Source organism: Clostridium sp. C8 (genome assembly GCF_001010885.1).
Taxonomy (GTDB): domain Bacteria; phylum Bacillota; class Clostridia; order Clostridiales; family Clostridiaceae; genus Clostridium; species Clostridium sartagoforme.
Window position 1 is genome coordinate 1 of record NZ_LBMX01000061.1, and the last position, 21,497, is coordinate 21,497.

19 protein-coding genes and 1 other annotated feature are annotated in these 21,497 nt (G+C 28.6%); of the genes, 18 read left to right on the forward strand and 1 reads right to left on the reverse strand.

Going from position 1 to position 21,497, the window contains the following annotated elements:
* Positions 1–227: 227 nt before the first annotated feature.
* Positions 228–442 (forward strand) — a binding site (T-box leader).
* 60 nt (positions 443–502) lie between these two features.
* The 16 genes from AAT22_RS09990 to AAT22_RS10065 all read left to right on the forward strand — a co-directional run bounded on the left by AAT22_RS09990 (position 503) and on the right by AAT22_RS10065 (position 17,736).
* On the forward strand, positions 503–1,168 hold the full coding sequence (locus AAT22_RS09990; RefSeq protein ID WP_047001092.1) for an amino acid ABC transporter permease: 666 nt from the start codon (positions 503–505) through the stop codon (positions 1,166–1,168).
* A complete protein-coding gene (locus tag AAT22_RS09995) occupies positions 1,149–1,823 on the forward strand; it encodes an amino acid ABC transporter permease (RefSeq protein WP_047001093.1) in 675 nt (224 codons plus the stop codon). The genes AAT22_RS09990 and AAT22_RS09995 overlap by 20 nt, the downstream gene beginning before the upstream one ends.
* A gap of 9 nt (positions 1,824–1,832) precedes the next feature.
* Positions 1,833–2,585 carry an amino acid ABC transporter ATP-binding protein gene (locus AAT22_RS10000; RefSeq protein ID WP_016208174.1) on the forward strand — a complete coding sequence of 251 codons (753 nt, stop codon included), beginning with the start codon at positions 1,833–1,835 and terminating at the stop codon, positions 2,583–2,585.
* 18 nt (positions 2,586–2,603) lie between these two features.
* Positions 2,604–3,431 carry a cysteine ABC transporter substrate-binding protein gene (locus tag AAT22_RS10005; protein ID WP_047001094.1) on the forward strand — a complete coding sequence of 276 codons (828 nt, stop codon included), beginning with the start codon at positions 2,604–2,606 and terminating at the stop codon, positions 3,429–3,431.
* 242 nt (positions 3,432–3,673) lie between these two features.
* A complete protein-coding gene (locus tag AAT22_RS10010; protein ID WP_047001095.1) occupies positions 3,674–4,048 on the forward strand; it encodes a DUF6608 family protein in 375 nt (124 codons plus the stop codon).
* Between the two features lie 98 nt (positions 4,049–4,146).
* Positions 4,147–4,737 (forward strand): protein kinase, encoded by a 591-nt coding sequence (locus AAT22_RS10015; RefSeq protein WP_047001096.1) that lies wholly within the window; start codon positions 4,147–4,149, stop codon positions 4,735–4,737.
* Between the two features lie 336 nt (positions 4,738–5,073).
* Positions 5,074–6,369: a phosphopyruvate hydratase gene (eno, locus tag AAT22_RS10020; protein ID WP_047001097.1), complete on the forward strand. Its 1,296-nt coding sequence runs from the start codon at positions 5,074–5,076 to the stop codon at positions 6,367–6,369.
* 153 nt (positions 6,370–6,522) lie between these two features.
* Complete coding sequence (gene secG, locus AAT22_RS10025; protein ID WP_016208178.1) at positions 6,523–6,753, forward strand: preprotein translocase subunit SecG; 231 nt, start codon at positions 6,523–6,525, stop codon at positions 6,751–6,753.
* A 65-nt stretch (positions 6,754–6,818) separates the two neighbouring features.
* On the forward strand, positions 6,819–7,196 hold the full coding sequence (locus AAT22_RS10030) for a PH domain-containing protein (protein ID WP_047001098.1): 378 nt from the start codon (positions 6,819–6,821) through the stop codon (positions 7,194–7,196).
* A 494-nt stretch (positions 7,197–7,690) separates the two neighbouring features.
* Positions 7,691–9,919, forward strand: a complete 2,229-nt coding sequence (gene rnr, locus AAT22_RS10035; protein ID WP_047001099.1) for a ribonuclease R — start codon at positions 7,691–7,693, stop codon at positions 9,917–9,919.
* A 322-nt stretch (positions 9,920–10,241) separates the two neighbouring features.
* The gene (gene smpB, locus AAT22_RS10040; RefSeq protein ID WP_016208181.1) at positions 10,242–10,712 is read left to right on the forward strand and encodes an SsrA-binding protein SmpB; all 471 of its coding nucleotides are present in this window, start codon (positions 10,242–10,244) and stop codon (positions 10,710–10,712) included.
* Positions 10,713–10,957: 245 nt separating this feature from the next.
* Positions 10,958–12,859, forward strand: a complete 1,902-nt coding sequence (locus tag AAT22_RS10045) for a sigma-54-dependent Fis family transcriptional regulator (RefSeq protein ID WP_047001100.1) — start codon at positions 10,958–10,960, stop codon at positions 12,857–12,859.
* A 354-nt stretch (positions 12,860–13,213) separates the two neighbouring features.
* The gene (locus tag AAT22_RS10050) at positions 13,214–14,380 is read left to right on the forward strand and encodes an iron-containing alcohol dehydrogenase (protein ID WP_016208183.1); all 1,167 of its coding nucleotides are present in this window, start codon (positions 13,214–13,216) and stop codon (positions 14,378–14,380) included.
* A gap of 229 nt (positions 14,381–14,609) precedes the next feature.
* Positions 14,610–15,497 carry a sulfide/dihydroorotate dehydrogenase-like FAD/NAD-binding protein gene (locus AAT22_RS10055; protein WP_047001101.1) on the forward strand — a complete coding sequence of 296 codons (888 nt, stop codon included), beginning with the start codon at positions 14,610–14,612 and terminating at the stop codon, positions 15,495–15,497.
* Between the two features lie 2 nt (positions 15,498–15,499).
* Complete coding sequence (gene gltA / locus AAT22_RS10060; RefSeq protein WP_047001102.1) at positions 15,500–16,891, forward strand: NADPH-dependent glutamate synthase; 1,392 nt, start codon at positions 15,500–15,502, stop codon at positions 16,889–16,891.
* Between the two features lie 428 nt (positions 16,892–17,319).
* Positions 17,320–17,736, forward strand: a complete 417-nt coding sequence (locus AAT22_RS10065; RefSeq protein WP_016208186.1) for an Rrf2 family transcriptional regulator — start codon at positions 17,320–17,322, stop codon at positions 17,734–17,736.
* A gap of 176 nt (positions 17,737–17,912) precedes the next feature.
* On the opposite strand, the gene AAT22_RS10070 is transcribed toward AAT22_RS10065, so the two are convergent.
* Positions 17,913–19,178, reverse strand: a complete 1,266-nt coding sequence (locus tag AAT22_RS10070; protein WP_047001103.1) for an amidase domain-containing protein — start codon at positions 19,176–19,178, stop codon at positions 17,913–17,915.
* A 201-nt stretch (positions 19,179–19,379) separates the two neighbouring features.
* Between AAT22_RS10070 and AAT22_RS10075 the strand changes: the two genes are divergently transcribed.
* Together AAT22_RS10075 and AAT22_RS10080 are read left to right on the forward strand one after the other, a co-directional pair.
* Positions 19,380–20,366, forward strand: coding sequence for a Gfo/Idh/MocA family oxidoreductase (locus AAT22_RS10075; protein ID WP_047001104.1), 987 nt, complete (start codon positions 19,380–19,382; stop codon positions 20,364–20,366).
* Between the two features lie 435 nt (positions 20,367–20,801).
* Entirely contained in the window at positions 20,802–21,443 is a 642-nt protein-coding gene (locus tag AAT22_RS10080) for an N-acetyltransferase (RefSeq protein ID WP_047001105.1), read from the forward strand.
* Positions 21,444–21,497: the final 54 nt, after the last annotated feature.

Below are 21,497 nucleotides of genomic sequence, written 5' to 3' on the forward strand. Positions count from 1 at the left end.
GTAAACAAATATCTAACCTAATTATAAAGGTCTTTTTTTATTTGTCTACCATAAGGGGATTATACTAACGGGAGTTTTTTTGTTATTTAAGAAATTATTATTATCCTATTTATTAGACAAAGCATAATATATAAGTGAAAATAAATAATGAGAAAAATATAGCAAAGAAAATATTGACAAATAAAAAGATGATAGTATAATAAAAATAAACATATCGGAATACTGGGAATAATATGATGATGAAGAGAGTAATATTTTAATGAGGCTTACAGAAAGAAGGATTTGATGAGAACCTTTAGCAGTTAATATATGAAGTGCACTTCGGAGTATAAAATGTGAAATAATAGTAGCATTTTAACGGATCGCCGTTTATAGCGAGTTTAATGAAAGTGGAACTATGTTCAATTAGAGTGGAACCGCGGAGTATAACTTCGTCTCTTATAAAGTATTAGAGATGGAGCTTTTTTTATGTTTAAATTGCTTTAAAATTGGGGGATGTTACATGGAGATGGATTTAAATTTTATAATTAGTAGTTTACCAAATTTCTTAAAAGCTACAATAATTACGGTAGAATTGGCTTTTATATCTATTATATTATCCATTTTAATTGGATTAATAATAGAAATAGCAAGATATTTCAATATAAAATTGGTGAATATAATATCAAAGGCCTATATAGAATTTTCAAGAAATACTCCTTTGCTATTACAAGTATTCTTCTTATATTATGGATTAACCAAATTAGGAATAACCTTAAGTGGATTTACTTGTGGTGTAATAGGATTGTCATTTCTTGGGGGTGCGTATATGGCTGAATCCTTTAGAGGAGGAATAGATGCCGTAGCAAAATCACAAATAGAAAGTGGGCAAGCTATAGGGCTAAATAAAATGCAAATATTAAGGCATATAGTGCTGCCTATAAGTATTTCAATATCAATTCCATCTATTGCTGCAAATTGTCTATTCTTAGTAAAGGAAACTTCCATAATAGGATCAATAGCAGTTGCAGAGCTTATGTTTGTTACTAAAGATGTTATAGGAATGTATTATAAAACAACTGAAGCTTTAATATTAGTTGTTATATTTTATCTTATAGTATTACTTCCTATTTCAATACTAAGCAGAATTCTAGAGAGGAGGTTAAGACATGGAGAGTTTGGGCAATAATATAATTTTTAATTTTGATAATGGAAAGAGACTTGTAGAAGGGTTGTTAGTAACTTTAAATATTGCAGTAGTATCAGTTATATTATCAACAATGCTAGGAATGATTTTTGGAATAGCTATGACAAGTAAAAGAAAGATAGTAAAAATTATATGCAATATTTATCTAGAGAGTATAAGAATAATTCCAATAATGGTATGGCTCTTCATATTTTATTTTGGAGTACCAACACTTTTAGATATACATCTAGATTCTGTAATAGTTGGATATATAGTATTTACACTATGGGGAACAGCAGAAATTGGAGACTTGGTAAGGGGTGCAATTACATCAATACCTAAAATATATTATGAATCATCAATGGCACTTTCATTAAATAAAGCAAAAACCTATAGATATATAATAATTCCAATAAGTATAAGAAGAGTTTTACCTGGAATTATAAATTTAAGTACAAGAATGATTAAAACTACAACTTTAATGACCTTAATAGGAACCGTAGATTTAGTTAAAGTTGGACAACAAATTATAGAAAGAACAGTTTTAACAGAGCCAATGGCATCATTTTGGATTTATGGACTATTACTGATAATTTATTTTTTAATTTGTTTTCCAATATCCTTGGGAGCAAAGGCATTAGAGAAAAAATTAAATTAGGGGGATCTTATGAAGGAAGAAGTATTGCTTAAAGTTAGAAATTTAAAAAAGAGTTATGGAGAAATAGAAGCATTAAAAGGAATAGATTTAGATGTTAAAAAAGGTGAAGTCGTAGTTGTTTTAGGGCCTTCAGGTTGTGGTAAAAGTACGTTTTTAAGATGCTTAAACGGACTAGAAAATATAAAAGAAGGAGAAATAACTTTAAAAGGACATGGAATTTTAGGAAAGGAAGTAGAATTTGAAAAAGTAAGAGGCACAATAGGAATGGTTTTTCAAAGCTATGAATTATTTCCTCATATGAATGTTATAAACAATATTCTACTTGGACCAACTAAGGCACAAAATAGAGATAAAGAAGAAGTCACAAAACAAGCAGATGAACTACTAAAAAGAGTAGGTTTATTTAATAGAAAATTTGCATATCCAAGAGAACTTTCAGGAGGGCAAAAACAAAGGATAGCAATAGTAAGGGCATTATGTATGAATCCAGAAATAATGCTTTTTGATGAAGTTACAGCAGCATTAGATCCAGAAATGGTTAGAGAAGTACTTTTAGTGTTACTAGAATTAGCACAAAATGGAATGACAATGGTTGTTGTTACTCATGAATTAGAGTTTGCAAAACATGTAGCAGATAAAATTGTTTTTATGGAGGAAGGTACTATAGTAGAGGTATCAACTCCAGAAGAATTTTTCTCAAATCCAAAAACTGAAAGAGCAAAAAGCTTTTTAGCTTCATTTGATCTATATAAAGAAAAGTAAAAGGAAGGGGCAAAGAAAATGAAAAAAATATTATCATTATTATTAACTTTAGTACTAGCATTAGGAGCATTAGTTGGATGTGGAAGTAAAGCAGAAGAAAGCAAATCAGCAATTGATGAAATTAAAGCAGCAGGAAAAATAAGAATTGGGGTATTTAGCGATAAACCACCATTTGGTTTTGTTGATGAAAAAGGAGTAAATCAAGGGTATGATGTTTATTTGGCTAAAAGAATAGCCAAAGATTTATTAGGCGATGAAAATAAAGTTGAATTTGTATTAGTTGAAGCAGCTAATAGAGTTGAATATTTACAATCAAATAAAGTTGATATAATACTAGCTAATTTTACAGTAACACCAGAAAGAAAAGAAAAAGTAGATTTTGCAAACCCTTATATGAAGGTATCATTAGGAGTAGTATCATCAGATGGAAGTCCTATAAAATCAGTAGATGACTTAAAGGGTAAGAAATTAGTAGTAAATAAAGGAACAACTGCAGAAACATATTTTGCAAAAAATTATCCTGATATAGAATTAGTAAAATTTGAACAAAATACAGAAGCATTTGCAGCATTAAAAGATGGAAGAGGAGCAGCCTTAGCTCATGATAATACTTTACTATTTGCTTGGGCTAGAGAAAATGAAGGATATACAACCTTTATTTCAAGCTTAGGAGATGAAGATGCGATAGCACCTGCAGTTAAAAAAGGAAATACAGAACTTTTAGATTGGGTTAACAAAGAAATAGATACTCTTACTTCAGAAGGATTCTTTAAGGAAGCTTTTGAAAAAACTTTAGTTCCAGCTTATGGAGATACAGTAAAACCAGAAGCAGTTATTTTTAATTAAAAGCAAAGAAGAGAGAGTTTTTGTAAAAAAATGATATAGTAATTAATAGAAAAAAAAGGATAGGTATGATTAAATTTGGAATTATATCTGTCTTTTTTTTGTTAAAATATTAATAAGATTTGTTTTATGTAAAATAATATACAAGCTTATAGTTATAATAACAGTTATTTGAATTATATGATTATTTTGGTTATAATTAAAAGGTTATTACAAATAATACAATTTAATACAAGGAGGATTCTATGAAAAAGATAATTAATTTATTCACAATGTTTACTGTGATTTTTACATTGATAACTTTAGTTAGTTCTATATATCAATTATTTAGCGGACAAGCAACGGATACAAATGCTCATATATTAATAAGAGCCCTATTCACCATTGTCAGTGTGGGATTTTATGGTGTGTTTAGTTCAATAAAAATTAAAAATACTTATTTGAAAGTCATTATTCAGTATATAGTCTCTATAATATTTATTCTTATAATTGTTTGGGGAATTGGTTTTTTTGGAGAACTATCAAAAACAGCTTATAGAGATGCTTTCTTAAATTGGAGTTTTATATTTTTATCAGTAGTATTAGTTAAGGCTATTATTAAAAAATATATAAAAAAATAAATTAAATATAATGATATTAAATTTCATTCAAGAAACTTGTCATCATTATGATTATGAACTAATAATATATAATAATAACATTTTTATAGGAGAGTTATATGGCTAGAACTTATTCTTATTCAGCAGATTTTGATTCTGAAACTGAAGAACTTTTTAAGGAAGCTGTTTTTCTTGGTGAAGGTCATAATGGTATTGTTTATGAACTACCTGATAATAAAGCAATAAAGATATTTCAAGAGGCAAAATGTTGCAGGGAAGAAGGAGATATACTTAAAAAAGTAAGTAGGTCAAAGTATTTTCCTAAGATATATAATACAGGCAAGTTCTATATAGTAAGAGATAAGGTTGAGGGACATAGGTTAGATCATTATATTAAGAAAAAAGGTTTTAATTATGAAATCGCAGAGAATCTATATTATTTGATAGAGGAATTTAAAAAACTTGAATTTACTAAGTTAGATGCTAGATGCAGAGATATTTACATAACAAATGATAATAAAGTTATGGTAATAGATCCAAAGCAATGCTATAAGAGAAAGGTAAATTATCCAAGGCATCTTATGAAGGGACTTTATAAAGTTGGAGTACTAGAAAGCTTTATTGAAGACATTAGGCAAATAAATAAGAAGGTAGCTAATGAGTGGGAAAAGAAATTTCAACAATATTCTCAAAATAATGATTTAGAATAAAGTTATACAAATATTTTATTTAGTGAGATATAACCTATAAAATGAATTGAAATAAAACAATTCATCTTACAGGTTATTTTTTATTCTTTGGGGAATTATAAAAAGTTTCTAGTTAAATGTATACATAAGTAAAAACATATTGAAAAATATGGACAAAGTGGTATAATAATATTGAAAATGTGATAATGATTATTATTTGCTAAAAAATGTTATTTGGTCCTATAAAGGTCTATACGAAATCACATTAATGAATAATTTTATTGGTGAATGAAATAATAATAAAGGTATAGATATAGGAAAAAACAAATTACATTTAAAATAAAGGAGGAAAAAATAATGAAAAATTATTGTGAAATAGTAGACGTTGTAGCAAGACAAATTCTTGACTCAAGATGTTTCCCTACAGTAGAAGTTGAAGTTTACTTAGAAGATGGTACTGTAGGTAGAGCAGCAGTTCCATCAGGAGCATCAACTGGTATGTATGAAGCAGTTGAATTAAGAGATGGAGATAAAGATAATTACTTAGGAAAAGGTGTTTTAAAGGCTGTTCAAAACGTAAATGATACAATTGCAGAAGAGTTAATTGGATGTAACGTATATGATCAACCATATATAGATAAAATGCTTATTGAACTAGATGGAACTCCAAATAAAGCCAAATTAGGTGCTAATGCTATATTAGGTGTTTCACTTGCTGTTGCTAATGCAGCTGCTAAATCATTAGATTTACCATTATATCAATATGTAGGTGGAGTAAATGCAAAAGTTTTACCAGTACCTATGATGAACATAATCAATGGTGGATCACATGCTGATAATTCAGTTGATTTACAAGAATTCATGGTTATGCCAGTTGGAGCTAAGACATTTAGCGATGCATTAAAGATGTGTGCTGAAGTTTACCATACATTAAAGAAGACTTTACACGATAAAGGATATTCAACAGCTATCGGTGATGAAGGTGGATTTGCTCCAAACCTTAAGTCAAACGAAGAAGCTATTGAAGTTATTATAGAAGCTATAACTAAAGCTGGATACAAAGCAGGAGAAGATATGTTCATAGCTATAGATGCTGCTTCATCAGAATACTATAAAGATGGAAAGTATGTATTAGAACATGAAGGAAAAACTTTAACTGCAGCTGAAATGGTTGATTTCTTAGAAAACTGGGTAAATAAATATCCAATTATCTCAATTGAAGATGGTATGGCTGAAGAAGACTGGGAAGGTTGGAAGCTAATAACTGAAAGATTAGGAAAGAAAGTTCAATTAGTTGGTGATGATTTATTCGTTACTAACACTGAAAGATTAGAAAGAGGAATTGACTTAGGTGTTGGTAACTCAATTTTAATCAAATTAAACCAAATCGGTACTTTAACTGAAACTCTAAATGCAATAGAAATGGCTAACAGAGCTGGTTATACAGCAGTTATTTCTCATAGATCAGGAGAAACAGAAGATACTACAATTGCTGATTTAGTTGTAGCTGTTAATGCTGGTCAAATCAAAACTGGTGCTCCAGCAAGATCTGAAAGAGTTGCTAAGTACAATCAATTAATAAGAATTGAAGAAGAATTAGACGATGTAGCAGAATACAGAGGAAGAAAAGCATTCTTCAATATTAAAAAGTAATTAAAAATTATCAATAAGGATAAGTAAAAAGCTTATCCTTATTTTTGTATAAAGGTATTAATTTGTAATTATCCACTTGTAATATAGAATTTAATATGTTAAGATATCCTTATCTAAATACGACCGTTTTAAGTTACCATGGGAGGTATAGTTATGAAGAATTTTTTATTAGCTTTAGAAGCGATACTAGGAATAGCAATTATAATATCAGTATTACTGCAACCAAGTAAAACAGATGCATTAAGCGGATTAATTCAAGGAAGTAAAAATGAAACTTTCTTTTCAAAGAATAAGGCGAGAACTAAGGAAGCTATGTTAGTTAAAGTAACAATTATTACTATGACTTTATTTGCTGTGAATACAATAACATTATCTTTGATATAATGTTATAAGAAGGGGCTGCTGTTAAATTAGTAGCTCTTTTATATTATAAAATTAGGAGTGATTTTATGGGTATATTCAATGGACTAATGGGAAATGCATCAGAAGTTAATTTAAGTTCTTTAACAAAAGAGTATGAAAAAATATTAACATCAACAGAAACTATAGAAAAAGCCTATAAACTAGTAAGAGATATGTTTATCTTCACTAATAAAAGATTACTTTTAGTTGATAAACAAGGTATGACAGGAAAGAAAACAGAATATCATTCAATTCCTTACAAATCAATAACCCACTTTAGTATTGAAACAGCAGGACATTTTGATTTAGATGCAGAATTAAAAATATGGATTTCTGGAACGGCTCTTCCAATAGAAAAACAATTCAATAATAGCTTAAATATTTATGAGCTACAAACTGTATTAGCAGAATACTGCCTAAGATAATTTAGATAAGCTGAATTATAAGTAAGAATGAAAGAGTGAAAAAGTTTAGAAAGTAATTCACGTTGGTTGAATTATGAAGAATGGTTGTTTGTAGAATAAATATACAAATAACAATAGATAAATTTATAATTTATAGTGTTAATGGGCAATTGGCAATGTGGGTTGTTGATTGTCTATTTTTTTGATTAAATATATATTGGTAAATAAAACATTTGAAGGGAATTTAGTGAATTTAATAGGCAAATGCCTTTAAGTTGTGTAATATAAAAGTAAGTTGGTTAAAATATAAAGTGTGGTAAGTTGTAAAGCAATTTTGCTCAGTTCATAGTTGAATATAAAACTATTTTGTAGTTTTAAAAAATAAATTATATAAACTCTTTCATAGCTTATATATGGATTTTTTAATTCAGCTTTGCTTAAATAATTATTTTAATAACTGTGAACTGTGCCTTGTGAACTGTGCACTAAAAAATAGTATGGAGGAAATAATATATATGGGAGTTAAACAAACATTATTAAGTTTTATGAGGGAAGAAGCATATAGACCAATGGATATACAAGAATTGGTTTCTGTATTTGATATAAATCCTGATGAATATAAATCTTTTAAAAAAGTATTAAAATCAATGGAAAAAGAAGGGGTAATAGTTAGAACTAAGAAGGATAAATTTGGTGTTCCAGAAAGACTTGGATTAATTACAGGTAAATTAGAAGTTCATCAAAAAGGTTTTGGATTTTTATTGCCAGATACAGAAGGAGAAAAGGATGTTTTCATTCCTAGCTCATCTATGAAGGGTGCAATGAATGGAGATAGAGTTTTAGTTCAAATAACAAGAGAAGATTTAAATGGTAAGAAAAGAGAAGGTGAAGTACAAGAAGTACTAGAAAGAGCAAATAATAAAGTTATAGGCGTATATGAGGATAGTAGAAACTTTGGTTTTGTAGTTCCAGAAGATACAAGATTAAATCAAGATATATTTGTATCTAAAAAGGATAGAAATGGAGCACAAGATGGAGATGTAGTAATCTGTGAAATAGTTAAATGGGGAGATAAAAGAAGAAGTCCTGAAGGAATAGTTAAAGAAGTTTTAGGTAAAAAGGGAGATAAAGGACTAGATATTCTTACAATAATTAAGAAATATGGTCTACCAGAAGAATTCCCGGAAAAGGTTTTAAGCTATGCAGAAAATATTGAGGAAAAAATAGAAGATAAGGAATATGCAAGAAGAAAAGATCTTAGAAATTTAAGAATGGTAACAATAGATGGAGAAGATGCTAAAGATTTAGATGATGCTGTTTCAATAGAAAGACTTGATAATGGCAAATTTAGATTAGGAGTTCATATTGCGGATGTAACTCATTATGTAAGAGAAAAGAATCCTCTAGATAAAGAAGCTTTAAAAAGAGGAACTTCAGTATATTTGATAGATAGAGTTATCCCAATGCTTCCTAGAAAATTATCAAATGGTATTTGTTCATTAAATCCTAAGGTAGATAGATTAGCTTTGAGCTGCTTCATGGTTATTGATAAGAGTGGAAAAGTTATTCAACATGAAATAGAAGAAACAGTTATAAAAACTAGTGAAAGAATGACTTATACAGATGTAACAAAAATTTTAGAAAATAATGATGAAGAGCTTATAAAAAGATATGATTATTTAGTAGATGATTTTAAAGCTATGGAAGAACTATGTATTATTCTTCGTGAAAAAAGAATGAAGAGGGGAGCTATAGATTTTAACTTTGAAGAATCAAAAATAATTTTAAATGATCTAGGAAAGCCAATAGATATTAAGCCTTATGATAGAGCAATTGCAAATAGAATAATAGAAGAATTTATGCTTGTATGTAATGAAACAATAGCTGAGCATATGTTCTGGACTAATTTACCGTTTGTATATAGAATTCATGAAGAACCAGATGAAGAAAAATTAGAAAAGTTTAAAGAGTTTGTATATAACTTAGGTTATGTAGTAAGATGGGGTCAAGAAGCTCATCCAAGAGCTCTTCAAGATATATTAGAAAAAGTAAAGGGCAAAAAAGAAGAAACAGTAGTAAGTACACTTTTACTACGTTCAATGATGCAAGCTAAATATTCTCCAGAATGTGTAGGACACTTTGGGCTTGCAGCTAAGTACTATTGTCACTTTACATCACCAATAAGAAGATATCCAGATCTTCAAATTCATAGAATCATAAAGGAACAATTAAATGGAAAAATAGATGAAAAGAGAGCTGGAAGATTAACAAATATTGTTGAAATAGCATCAAAACAATCATCAGAAATGGAAAGATTAGCACAAGAAGCAGAAAGAGAAGTAGATGATTTAAAGAAAGCAGAATATATGCAAGAAAGAATTGGAGAAGAATTCTCAGCAATTATATCATCTGTTACATCTTTTGGGTTGTTTGCAGAGCTTCCAAATACTATAGAAGGATTAATTCACATAACAGCTTTAGACGACGATTACTATATTTACGATGAAGCTCATTTATGTTTAATTGGTGAAAGAACTAAAAAGATATACAGATTAGGTGATGAGGTTAAAGTAAAATGTACTAGAGTAGATATTGATAATAGAGAGGTTTACTTTGATTTAGTAGAAGAAGAACCTAAAAAAGAAATAATACCTAGCGAAAAGCTTAGCGAAAAGATTCAAGAAGTAAAAGAAGAAATGAAAAGTGAATTAATAGAAGAAGATAACAGCACTGAAGAACTGTAAAAAAATGAAAAGCATTTTTACTCAGTTCACGGTGCACAATTCACAGTTCACAGTTTTTTTAAAAAGTAACAGGTGTCAGGGAGCAGGTAACAAGTATTAGATTTTTTAGAGCAAAATAATTACTAGATATATAAGGAAAATCTTAATTTCTTCCTTAATTTTTAATTAGAGTTTAAACTTAATACTTGTTAGCTGATACCTGTTCCCTACCAAATGAAAACAACTGTGAATTGTGCACTGTAAACTGTGAATTGAATAAATTGCTTCGCAATTTATATCAATTCTGTTATACTTAAAGAAAAATAAGATGAGTGGTGAGAGTATGGTAAGAAAGAAAAATAGTAATACGCTAGCTGAAAATAGAAAAGCTAGGCATGATTATTTTGTGGAAGAAACTATAGAAGCGGGGATAGCTTTAGTTGGTACAGAAGTTAAATCAATAAGAGCAGGAAAATGTAACTTAAAAGAATCTTATGCAGATGTAGAAAATGGTGAAATTACTATAAAAGGTATGCACATAAGTCCTTATGAACAAGGTAATATTTTTAATGTAGATCCATTAAGAGAGAGAAAGCTTTTACTTCATAAAGAACAAATATCAAGATTTGCAGGGCTTGTATCACAACAAGGTTTTACTTTAGTGCCATTATCTTTATATTTAAAAAATGGTAAAGTAAAGGTTGCACTTGGCCTTTGTAGAGGTAAAAAGAATTATGATAAGAGAGATTCTATGCTAGAAAAAGCTCATAAGAGAGATATAGAAAGACAATTAAAGAATTCTACAAGATATTAAAATTAAAAATTATATAAAAACAATAAATATTTAAAATTAGTTAAACTTATTTGAAGTTTATTGTATTTAAGAAAAGTTAATAGTTCAATAACGTGAACTTATATGTATAAAACTATAATCTATAAATTTAAAAATAGATTATAGTTTTATTTATTTGTAGAAAAATTATCAATCTAATAGTAAACTTATATTATAGGCATAAACAGACATAAATATTAATATAAAAAAGGCTAAGGGGTATGGGTATGTATAATAAGAGTTTATTGATTGAGAATTCTCATAAAAGAAGTGAAGATTATGGTATTGAAAAAGATAGTAATCATTCAAAGATGATATTGCATGGAGATGAACTTAGGAAAGCATTAGAATTAAATAAAGAATTAATAGAAATATCAAAGCCTTATATAGACATGGTAGTTGAATCTGTTGAAGATAGAGATTTTATAATAATTTTAACAGATAATAATGGATGTATTCTTTATATTAAGGGAGCCAATGAAATAAAAGATGAATTAGGTAAGCTAAACTTAAAAATTGGAGCTTATATGGATGAAAAAAATATTGGAACCAATGCAATGGGAACAGCCATAAAAGAAAATAGATGTATTCAAATAACAGCAAAAGAGCATTATGTTAATATATTTCAAAGTTTAACATGCTCTGCAGCACCTATCCATAATAGTAAAGGTGAAATAATAGGTACATTAAATTTAACAGGAAAAAGTAATATGAAACATCCACACACTTTAGGATTAGTTATTTTTGGAGTAACAGCAATAGAAAATGAATTATATAGAATTAAAGCAAATTATATATTAAATCAAACTTACAATTATATGAAAACTGTCATAGAAAATGTGGACAAAGGTATAATGATTGTTGATACTCATGGAAAAATCATAAATATAAATGAACTTGGCTTAAATATTTTAGATAAGAGAAATCATAATTTAATAAATGAAGATATAAATCACATAATACCGAATTTTCAAAATGTAGTTGATAAAATATCAAAAAACAACAAACCTATAACAAAGGAAATAAAATTAAGTCATGCTAGTAAATATAAAACAGAAGTTATATTTAAAGGAATTAAACATAATGAAAAAATAATAGGAATTGTAGCAACCTTAACTAGGCTAAAGGAAGAAAATAAAGGTAATAATTTTACAGGTGCATTTTTTACATTTAATGATATTATAGGAGAAAGTGATGCAATTAAAAATGTAATAACAAATTGTAAGATTATAGCTAATAGTCCATCAACAGTTTTAATACAAGGAGAAAGTGGAACAGGAAAAGAAGTTTTAGCACAATCAATTCATAATTATAGTTTAAGAAAAAATAATAAATTTATAGCTATAAATTGTGGAGCTATACCAGCCAATATAATTGAAAGTGAGCTCTTTGGATATGAAGATGGAACTTTTACTGGTGGTAAAAAGGGTGGAAGGATAGGAAAAATTGAACTTGCAAATGGAGGAACCTTATTTTTAGATGAAATAGGAGAAATGCCACTTGATATGCAAGTTAAGCTACTTAGAGTACTTCAAGAGGGAAGAGTAACTAGACTTGGAGGAGGCAAAGAAATATCTGTAGATATGAGAGTGATAGCAGCAACAAATAAGGATTTAAAAAAAGAAGTTAAAAGAGGAAAATTTAGGGAAGATTTATATTATAGATTATGTGTAATTCCAATAAAACTACCGCCTTTAAAAGAACGAAAAGGAGATATAACAAAGCTTATTGAATACTTCCTTAATATGAAATCAATAAAATTAGATAAAGATATTCCTGTAATAAGTAATGAGTTATACAATAAGTTACTTGGATATAATTGGCCAGGTAATATAAGACAATTAGAAAATTCCATAGAAAATATAGTTAACTTAAATGGAGAACTTTCAGTAGATATAATAGATGAATACGAAGAAAAAGTAAGTACAAACTTAACTATAGATAATAAAGAAATCTTAGAAGAAAATATAAAAGAAAAATCATTTAACTTAGAAGAAATAGAAAAAAGAACAATAATAAATGCAATAGATAGTAACAAGCACAATATGACAAAGACAGCAAAGGCTTTAGGAATAAGTAGAAATACACTTTACCTTAAAATAAAAAAATATAATATTGACGTCAAATAAATTGCTTCACAATTTATTTTAGTTCACGGTTCACAATTCACAGTTCACAGTTATTGAAATAGTTAAAAGAAACTAAATTTTAAAAACTACACAGTAGTTTTATCCTAAACTGTGAATTGTGCACTGTGAACTAGCCAACTGTATTATAACAGGACAGTGTCCTAAAATAGAACGATTTTATTTTGAAAGTTGTTTTATTTTAGGACATATTTATTTTTGCAGAAAAAATATATCTTAGGAAAGTCAATAATTTAACAATATTGTTAAATAAAAAACTTTTGGCATGAGTATTGCTATTATATTAAGTGTAAATAAGTAAGAAATAAATTATATATATTTTAGGAGGTTTTTATTATGGCACGTTTTACATTACCAAGAGATTTATATCATGGAGAAGGTTCCTTAGAAGTATTAAAGACATTAAAGGGAAAGAAAGCGATGGTTGTAGTTGGTGGAGGCTCAATGAAGCGCTTTGGATTCTTAGATAAAGTTGAAAGTTATTTAAAAGAAGCAGGAATGGAAGTTGAACTTTTTGAAGGCGTGGAACCAGATCCATCAGTTGAAACTGTTATGAGTGGTGCAGAAGCTATGAGAAAGTTTGAACCAGATTGGATAGTTGCTATGGGTGGTGGTTCACCAATAGATGCAGCTAAAGCAATGTGGATTTTCTATGAATATCCTGACTTTACATTTGAGCAAGCAGTTGTTCCATTTGGATTACCTGAACTTAGACAAAAAGCTAAATTTGTAGCAATTCCATCAACAAGTGGTACAGCTACAGAAGTAACAGCTTTCTCAGTTATAACAGATTATAAAGCAAAAATTAAATATCCTCTAGCAGATTTTAACATAACTCCAGACATTGCCATAGTAGATCCAGATTTAGCACAAACTATGCCAGCAAAATTAGTAGCACATACTGGAATGGATGCATTAACTCATGCTATAGAGGCATATACTGCATCACTTAGATCTAATTTCTCAGATCCATTAGCTATGAAGGCTATAGAAATGGTTAAAGAAAGCTTAGTTGAATCTTATAAAGGTGATAAAGAAGCTAGAAATTTAATGCATGAAGCTCAATGTTTAGCAGGAATGGCATTCTCTAATGCTTTACTTGGAATAGTTCACTCAATGGCTCATAAAACAGGTGCAGTATTCCATATTCCTCATGGATGTGCAAATGCAATATTCTTACCATATGTAATTCAATATAACAGAGCTAAATGTGAAAATAGATATGCAGATATAGCTAAAATGTTAAAATTAGAAGGAAAAACAGATGCAGAACTAACAGATTCATTAATAGAAATGATAAACAATTTAAATACAGAATTAAATATTCCACATACAGTTAAAGAATACGGAGTAACAGAAGAAGACTTTAAAGCAAATCTACAATTTATTTCTCATAATGCAGTTTTAGATGCATGTACAGGATCTAACCCAAGAGAAATTGACGATGCAACAATGGAAAAACTATTTGAATGCACATATTATGGAACTAAAGTTAATTTCTAAAATAGGTTAAATTTTATAGTATATAATAAATTGAATTTTAAGGTTATCTTAAACAGAAGTTTCTTCTTTTTGAGGTAACCTTAATTTAAGGTTTTTATTTATAGTATAAATAATCAAAAATTTAAAGTATTTAGTAATATATAATAATATTTACAGTAATTAATTGTATGAATATTTAAAAAATGATAAGATTATATTATTAGGAAAAATAAGTCAGGGGGGTACAAACATGTATAAAATAGTTAAGAAAAGAGAACTCACAGACAATATATATCTTATGGATATAGAAGCGCCAAGAGTTGCCAAATCTGCTAAACCAGGTCAATTTATAATAATAAAAAATGACGATAAAGGTGAAAGAATACCTTTAACTATAGCAGACTATAATAGAAAAGAAGGAACTGTAACTATAGTATTTCAAGCTGTAGGAAGAGGAACAAAGGAATTAGCTAATTTCCAAGAAGGAGATTATGTTGCTGATTTTGTTGGACCTTTAGGACAACCTAGTGAATTTATACATGAAAATTTAGAAGATCTTAAAAACAAGAACATAATATTTATTGCAGGTGGTGTGGGGGCAGCACCGGTATATCCACAAGTTAAATGGATGCATGAAAATGGTATTGATTGCGATGTAATAGTAGGTAGTAGAACTAAAGACTTGCTAATATTAGAAGATGAAATGAAAGATGTAGCAGGAAATTTATATATATCAACTGATGATGGAACATATGGTTTTAATGGTAGAGTTACAGATTGCTTAAAATATTTGGTTGAAGAAAAGAAAAATAAATATGATCATGCAATAGTAATTGGACCTATGATAATGATGAAATTTATGAGTTTACTAACTAAAGAATTAAATATACCAACAACAGTAAGCTTAAATCCAATTATGGTAGACGGAACAGGAATGTGTGGAGCATGTAGAGTTACTGTAGGAGGAAAAGTAAAGTTTGCTTGTGTAGATGGACCAGAATTTGATGGACACTTAGTTGATTTTGATGAGTCAATGAGAAGACAAACTATGTATAAGTCTGAGGAAGGAAGAGCTCAGTTAAAAATTGAGGAAGGGGACACTCATAATCATGGCGGTTGTGGATGCAAGGTGGAATAATTATGAATATACAAGATAGAATGAAAAAAGTACCTGTTTCAGAACAAGCTCCAGAAGTTAGAGCAAAAAACTTTGAAGAAGTATGCTTAGGGTATTTAGATGAAGAAGCTGTAAGAGAAGCAAATAGATGTTTAAATTGTAAAAATCCAAAATGTGTAGATGGATGCCCAGTATCAATAAATATTCCAGGCTTTATATCATATATAAAGAAAGAAGAATTTGAAAACGCAGCTAAAGAAGTAGCAAAATACAGTGCATTACCAGCAGTTTGCGGAAGAGTCTGCCCACAAGAAAGTCAATGTGAAGGTAAATGTGTATTAGGAATTAAGGGTGAGCCAGTTTCTATTGGTAAACTAGAAAGATTTATAGCAGATTGGTCAAGAAAAAATAATATAGAGCTTGCAGAAACAGAAGAATCTAAAGAAAAAAAGGTTGCAGTTATAGGAAGTGGACCAGCGGGCTTAACTTGTGCAGGTGATTTGGCTAAAAGAGGATATGATGTGACTATATTTGAAGCACTGCATGAACCAGGTGGAGTTTTAGTTTATGGAATTCCTGAATTTAGATTACCTAAGGATGATGTGGTTAGACCAGAAATTGAAAACATAAAAAAATTAGGTGTAAAAATAGAAACTAATGTTATAATAGGCAGAACTATCACTATAGATGAGCTTATTGAAGAAGAAGGCTTTGAAGCAGTATTTATAGGCTCAGGAGCTGGACTTCCTAAATTTATGGGAATACCAGGTGAAAATGCAAATGGAGTTTTATCAGCAAATGAATTTTTAACAAGAGTAAATTTAATGAAGGCATTTAAAGAAGAATATCATACACCAGTTAAAATAGGTAAAAAAGTAGCAATAGTAGGTGGCGGAAATGTTGCTATGGATGCTGCAAGAACTGCTTTAAGATTGGGGTCAGAATCACATATAGTATATAGAAGAAGTGAATCTGAACTTCCAGCAAGAGTTGAAGAAGTACATCATGCTAAAGAAGAAGGCGTAATTTTTGATGTATTAACTAATCCAACAGAAATTTTAGTAGATGAAAATGGTTGGGTTAAAGGCATGAGATGTGTTGAAATGGAGCTTGGAGAGCCAGATGAATCAGGAAGAAGAAAGCCAGTAGTTAAAGAAGGTTCAGAATATATTATGGATGTTGATACAGTTATAATGTCTCTTGGAACTTCACCAAATCCGCTTATATCTTCAACAACAAAAGGACTTGAAACTAATAAGTGGAAATGTATAATTGCAGATGAAGCTGGACTTACAACAAAAGAAGGAGTTTATGCTGGGGGAGATGCTGTTACAGGAGCAGCAACTGTTATTTTAGCAATGGGAGCTGGAAAAAAAGCGGCAGAAGCTATAGATGAATATTTAAATGAAAAATAATTGACAAAGAAGTTATTTCTAGCATAATACTTATTAATATAAGTTGCTAGGAATAACTCTTTTTAGTATACTTAAATATGAACTTAATAACTAAATACTTAAATAAATAGTTAAATGTTAAGAATTTGTAAATATTTTTTATATCTTTTAGTAATTTAATGTTACTTTATAGTATAATCAAAACAATTAAATTTTTATACATAGTGAATATTTAATATGTAAAGGTTAAACTAGTTGATTTACCTTAGCTGAAAAAAATAATTTGTTTAAGTTTACGAATAAATATTCATGCTTACTTTATGATATATGTTTCAATTTATATTCATATATTAAATACTAAATAGACTTATTTGAGAAACACAACAAAATGAATGGAATATATACTTAAAGGATAAGCGCCACTTATATACGAAAGAGGGGGATTTTCCATGTACTTATCAAAATTTACTGATTACTCATTTAGGGCATTAGTATATTTAGCAGAAAACAGAGACAAGCTATGCACAGTAGAAGAGTTAGCAAAAAAGCTAGAAATTTCAGAACATCATTTAAAAAAGATTATTCATAAGCTTGCAAAGACAGACTTGATAATATCTATGAAAGGAAGAACAGGGGGATTAAAGCTGGGGCTAGATCCACAAAATATCAACTTAGGGGAAGTTATTCTTGTAACAGAAGACAATCTAAATATTGCACAATGCTTCAATAAAGATGATTGCTGTCCATTTATAAATTCAGGTTGCAAACTAAAAGGAATAATGCAAAATTCATTAAGTGCTTTTTTAAATGAATTTTCACAATACACACTTCAAGATTTGCTTAAGCAAGAAAATATAAGCGTATAACATAAAAGTTAGGCAATAATTTAAGAAATTAATAAATTTATTATTAAAATTAAAGTCATATCAGACCATTTAGTTAATTATTTTTTATTTAGTTATTAAGAAGCGAAGAAGTTAAAAAGGAAAATAAGCTATAAGAACAATAATGTAATTATAGCTCATTTTCTCTTTAGAGATGTTTATCTTAAGGAAACTACATAAAATTCACAGGAGGAGTTTTTCCAACCTAAATCAAAAGGAATCTTATATTTATTAATAGAATTTGAATTTACTAAGGGATATCCAAAGTTATCAAATCCTGTAATTATAGCGCTATGTTCTATATAATCACCATACTTATACATTATTAAGTCACCAATTTTAATTTTATCATTTGAGCTAGACATATTTTCTAGTATTTCATCAAAAGTACCAGAAAAAGATACAAAAGCCTTATTACTAGATAAAAGATAATCTAAAAGCTTTTCAGAATTAACCCAAGTATCACTAGCCATTACACCTTTTGATACAGTATATTTATAAGACCAGTCTTTATCCTGAGAAAGCCCACCCCCCTCAATATTATCAGCTAAACATTGAGAGATAAAATTAGTTGAATTTCCTGATCCAGCAACATAAGTATAATAATTTGAATTATAAGTATTATTTAAATTAGTAGAAAGAGATACTCCAGAATACTTATTAGCATAGTCCACAGCAGCCTTTCGATTATAAATTCCACTATATTCAGTACTATCATCAATATTAAAATTTAAATTATATGTTTTAAATTTAGTTAAAGGAATATTTTTTTCAGTTAAATTAAAGTTATAACCTTCAAGACCACCTTCAAAACAATCTTGATAATAATCCTTAGTTACGATAAAGGACTTTCCAAATTCTTTTAATTCTAAAGTATGAATCAAAGAAACCCCAAAACTATTAACTTTTTCAGGCACATTATTATATATGTAATCAAATTTATATTCTTCACTTAAAGTTAAATTATAAGTATTGTCTTTAATTTTTAATGCTTTAATTTTAGGTATAGATTCTATATTTTTAAAGGTTACATCCCTTTCATTAGCCCAATCTCTTAAATAAGCAATTCTTTTGAATTCATGATTTAAAGAATAGCAGCTAAAAGTTTGAGAAGTATCATAAAATTTATAAAGCTCCTCAACATTACCAGTTGTAAAAGATTCATTTCTAGTATCATATAAATCATTTAAAAATGAAATAATTGAACTTTCAACATTTTCATCAGCATCAGTTATAAAAGTACCAACATTTGCAATTGGTTCATTATCATAACCTTCGCTAAAAAAAACAGAAGGCACAAAAGATGAAGTTGAGGTCTTAGAAATAAAGAAAATAAAATTACCTACAAGAAAAATTGAAAATAAAGCATAGCTTATTGCAATTAATACTTTTTTCTTTTCTAAATCCTTAAAGATGTTTTTCATATAAAAACCTCCATATTCTAATTAACAAATAACCATTAACAATTAAATATAAATTAATAATAGTAGTATGTGCATAAAATGGATAAATATTTTAAAAAATTAAAAATTGCAAAAATAGTGTTAAAGTGTTAATAGATAATGATAACAATATAGGATATAATAAAAATAAAAACGGTTACTAATGAGTTGGAGGGATAATTTATGATTAATATTGGTGTTATAGGAACTAATTTTATAACTGAGTGGTTAATAGCTGGAGCTAGAGAAGTTGAAGGAGTAAATATATCTGCTGTTTATTCAAGAACAGAGGAAAGAGCAAGGGAGTTTGCAAATAAATTTGATATAAAAAACATATTTACAGATCTAGAGGAAATGGCTAAAAGTGATTTAATAGATGCAGTATATATAGCTTCACCTAATTCAATGCATGCTAAGCAAGCTATATTATTTTTAAATCATAAAAAGCATGTTTTAGGGGAAAAAGCTTTTGCATCAAATACTAAAGAAGTTGATGAAATGATAAAAGCAGCAAAGGAAAATGATGTTGTTTTAATGGAAGCTATGAAAACAACATTACTACCAAACTTTAGAGTTATAAAAGATAATCTTCATAAAATAGGAAAAGTAAGAAAATACTTTGCAAGCTTTTGTCAGTATTCTTCAAGATACGATAAGTATAAAGCTGGAGAAGTTTTAAATGCTTTTAAAAATGAGCTATCCAATGGAGCTATTATGGATATAGGAGTTTATTGTATAGCACCAATGGTTAATCTTTTTGGCAAGCCAAATACAGTAAAAGCAAATGGAATAATGCTAAAAACAGGCGTAGATGGAGAAGGTAGTATAGTCTTTGGATATGATGATATGGAGGGAGTTGTTATATACTCTAAAATAAGCAATTCATATCTTCCATCAGAGATCCAAGGAGAAGAAGGTAGTATTATAATAAATAAAATAAATAGCTTTGAAAATGTAAAAATAGTATATAGAGATGGCAGAGAAGAAGATTTAACATTAGAACACAAAGAAGCAAATATGTGTTATGAAGTAGAAGAATTCGCTAACTTGATTAAAAATAAAGAAAGAGAATCTAAAATAAATTCCTTAGAGGTTTCAAGAAATACAATTGGAGTTATTGAAGAAGCAAGAAAACAAATTGGAGTTGTTTATCCAGCAGACTTGGGTTAGTTGACAGTTGACAGTGCACAATTCACAGTTCACAGTTGGGTTAGGTAACGGGGAACAGGTAACAGGGAACAAGTGACAAGTAACAGGTTTTTAGTTCACAGTGCACAAGGCACGGTTCACAGTTGGGTTAGGTAACAGGGAACAGGTAACAGGTTTTTAGTTCACAGGTGCTTTTAGGTAATAAGTAATAGTTAATGAAATAATTAAAATTTGGGTTGGGAATTTTGAAGGATTTAGTAACAGAGAATTTATTAATACGAGGTTTTAGGGAAACTGATGGTGAGGATTTGTATGATGATATTTATCTGATGAAGATGGTAATCTAATTTGGAAAGATACTTATGAATATGTATTACTTAAAGATGAATGCAATTGTTAAGAAAATATAGAAGTAAATTAATAATTGAGGATTTAAATGGACAATAATATAATAAAATGAATTTGAAAAAATGGGATGATGATTTGGAGAATTTAATAATTAGAAAAGAAAGAAAAGATGATTATTTTAATGTTGAATATATGACTAAGAAGGCTTTTTGGAATTTACATGTGCCTGGATGTAGTGAGCATTATTTAGTTAATATTCTCAGGAAAAGTGATGATTATATTGAGGATTTAAGTAGGGTAGCTGAACTTAATGGAGAAATTGTTGGAACAATAATGTACACAAAATCTTATGTTATAAATGAAACAGATAGCACCGAGGTTTTAACCTTTGGCCCTTTATGTGTTGATCCAAGTTATCAAAATAAAGGTATAGGAAAGGCTTTACTAGAAACAACTATGGAGTTAGCAAAGAAAGATGGACATAGGGCAATTATAATATACGGGGAACCAGAATATTATCCAAGGTATGGTTTTAAAACTTGTGATAACTTTGGAATAACTACAAAAGATTCTAAAAACTTTCCTGCATTTATGGCAATTGAACTTGTGCCAAATGGACTTAAGGATGTACATGGAAGGTTTTATGAATCTAGAGTGTTTGAAGAGTTAATCGAAGAAAAAGTAGAAGAATTTGACAAGAAATTTCCTTATATGCAGAAGTTAAAACTGCCAGGACAGTGGGATTTTTAATAGTATGAAAATAAACCAGATAATATCTGGTTTATTTTCAGACTGCTGACAAAG

What these genes read in the sequence shown, in the direction of transcription:
- AAT22_RS10045 (WP_047001100.1), top strand. Translation starts at nt 10,958, where the DNA reads ATGTATAATAAGAGTTTATTGATTGAGAATTCTCATAAAAGAAGTGAA.
- AAT22_RS10070 (WP_047001103.1), bottom strand. Translation starts at nt 19,178, where the DNA reads ATGAAAAACATCTTTAAGGATTTAGAAAAGAAAAAAGTATTAATTGCA.
- eno (WP_047001097.1), top strand. Translation starts at nt 5,074, where the DNA reads ATGAAAAATTATTGTGAAATAGTAGACGTTGTAGCAAGACAAATTCTT.
- AAT22_RS09990 (WP_047001092.1), top strand. Translation starts at nt 503, where the DNA reads ATGGAGATGGATTTAAATTTTATAATTAGTAGTTTACCAAATTTCTTA.
- AAT22_RS10030 (WP_047001098.1), top strand. Translation starts at nt 6,819, where the DNA reads ATGGGTATATTCAATGGACTAATGGGAAATGCATCAGAAGTTAATTTA.
- AAT22_RS09995 (WP_047001093.1), top strand. Translation starts at nt 1,149, where the DNA reads ATGGAGAGTTTGGGCAATAATATAATTTTTAATTTTGATAATGGAAAG.
- rnr (WP_047001099.1), top strand. Translation starts at nt 7,691, where the DNA reads ATGGGAGTTAAACAAACATTATTAAGTTTTATGAGGGAAGAAGCATAT.
- AAT22_RS10055 (WP_047001101.1), top strand. Translation starts at nt 14,610, where the DNA reads ATGTATAAAATAGTTAAGAAAAGAGAACTCACAGACAATATATATCTT.
- smpB (WP_016208181.1), top strand. Translation starts at nt 10,242, where the DNA reads ATGGTAAGAAAGAAAAATAGTAATACGCTAGCTGAAAATAGAAAAGCT.
- AAT22_RS10015 (WP_047001096.1), top strand. Translation starts at nt 4,147, where the DNA reads ATGGCTAGAACTTATTCTTATTCAGCAGATTTTGATTCTGAAACTGAA.
- AAT22_RS10075 (WP_047001104.1), top strand. Translation starts at nt 19,380, where the DNA reads ATGATTAATATTGGTGTTATAGGAACTAATTTTATAACTGAGTGGTTA.
- gltA (WP_047001102.1), top strand. Translation starts at nt 15,500, where the DNA reads ATGAATATACAAGATAGAATGAAAAAAGTACCTGTTTCAGAACAAGCT.
- AAT22_RS10000 (WP_016208174.1), top strand. Translation starts at nt 1,833, where the DNA reads ATGAAGGAAGAAGTATTGCTTAAAGTTAGAAATTTAAAAAAGAGTTAT.
- secG (WP_016208178.1), top strand. Translation starts at nt 6,523, where the DNA reads ATGAAGAATTTTTTATTAGCTTTAGAAGCGATACTAGGAATAGCAATT.
- AAT22_RS10050 (WP_016208183.1), top strand. Translation starts at nt 13,214, where the DNA reads ATGGCACGTTTTACATTACCAAGAGATTTATATCATGGAGAAGGTTCC.
- AAT22_RS10065 (WP_016208186.1), top strand. Translation starts at nt 17,320, where the DNA reads ATGTACTTATCAAAATTTACTGATTACTCATTTAGGGCATTAGTATAT.
- AAT22_RS10005 (WP_047001094.1), top strand. Translation starts at nt 2,604, where the DNA reads ATGAAAAAAATATTATCATTATTATTAACTTTAGTACTAGCATTAGGA.
- AAT22_RS10080 (WP_047001105.1), top strand. Translation starts at nt 20,802, where the DNA reads ATGAATTTGAAAAAATGGGATGATGATTTGGAGAATTTAATAATTAGA.
- AAT22_RS10010 (WP_047001095.1), top strand. Translation starts at nt 3,674, where the DNA reads ATGAAAAAGATAATTAATTTATTCACAATGTTTACTGTGATTTTTACA.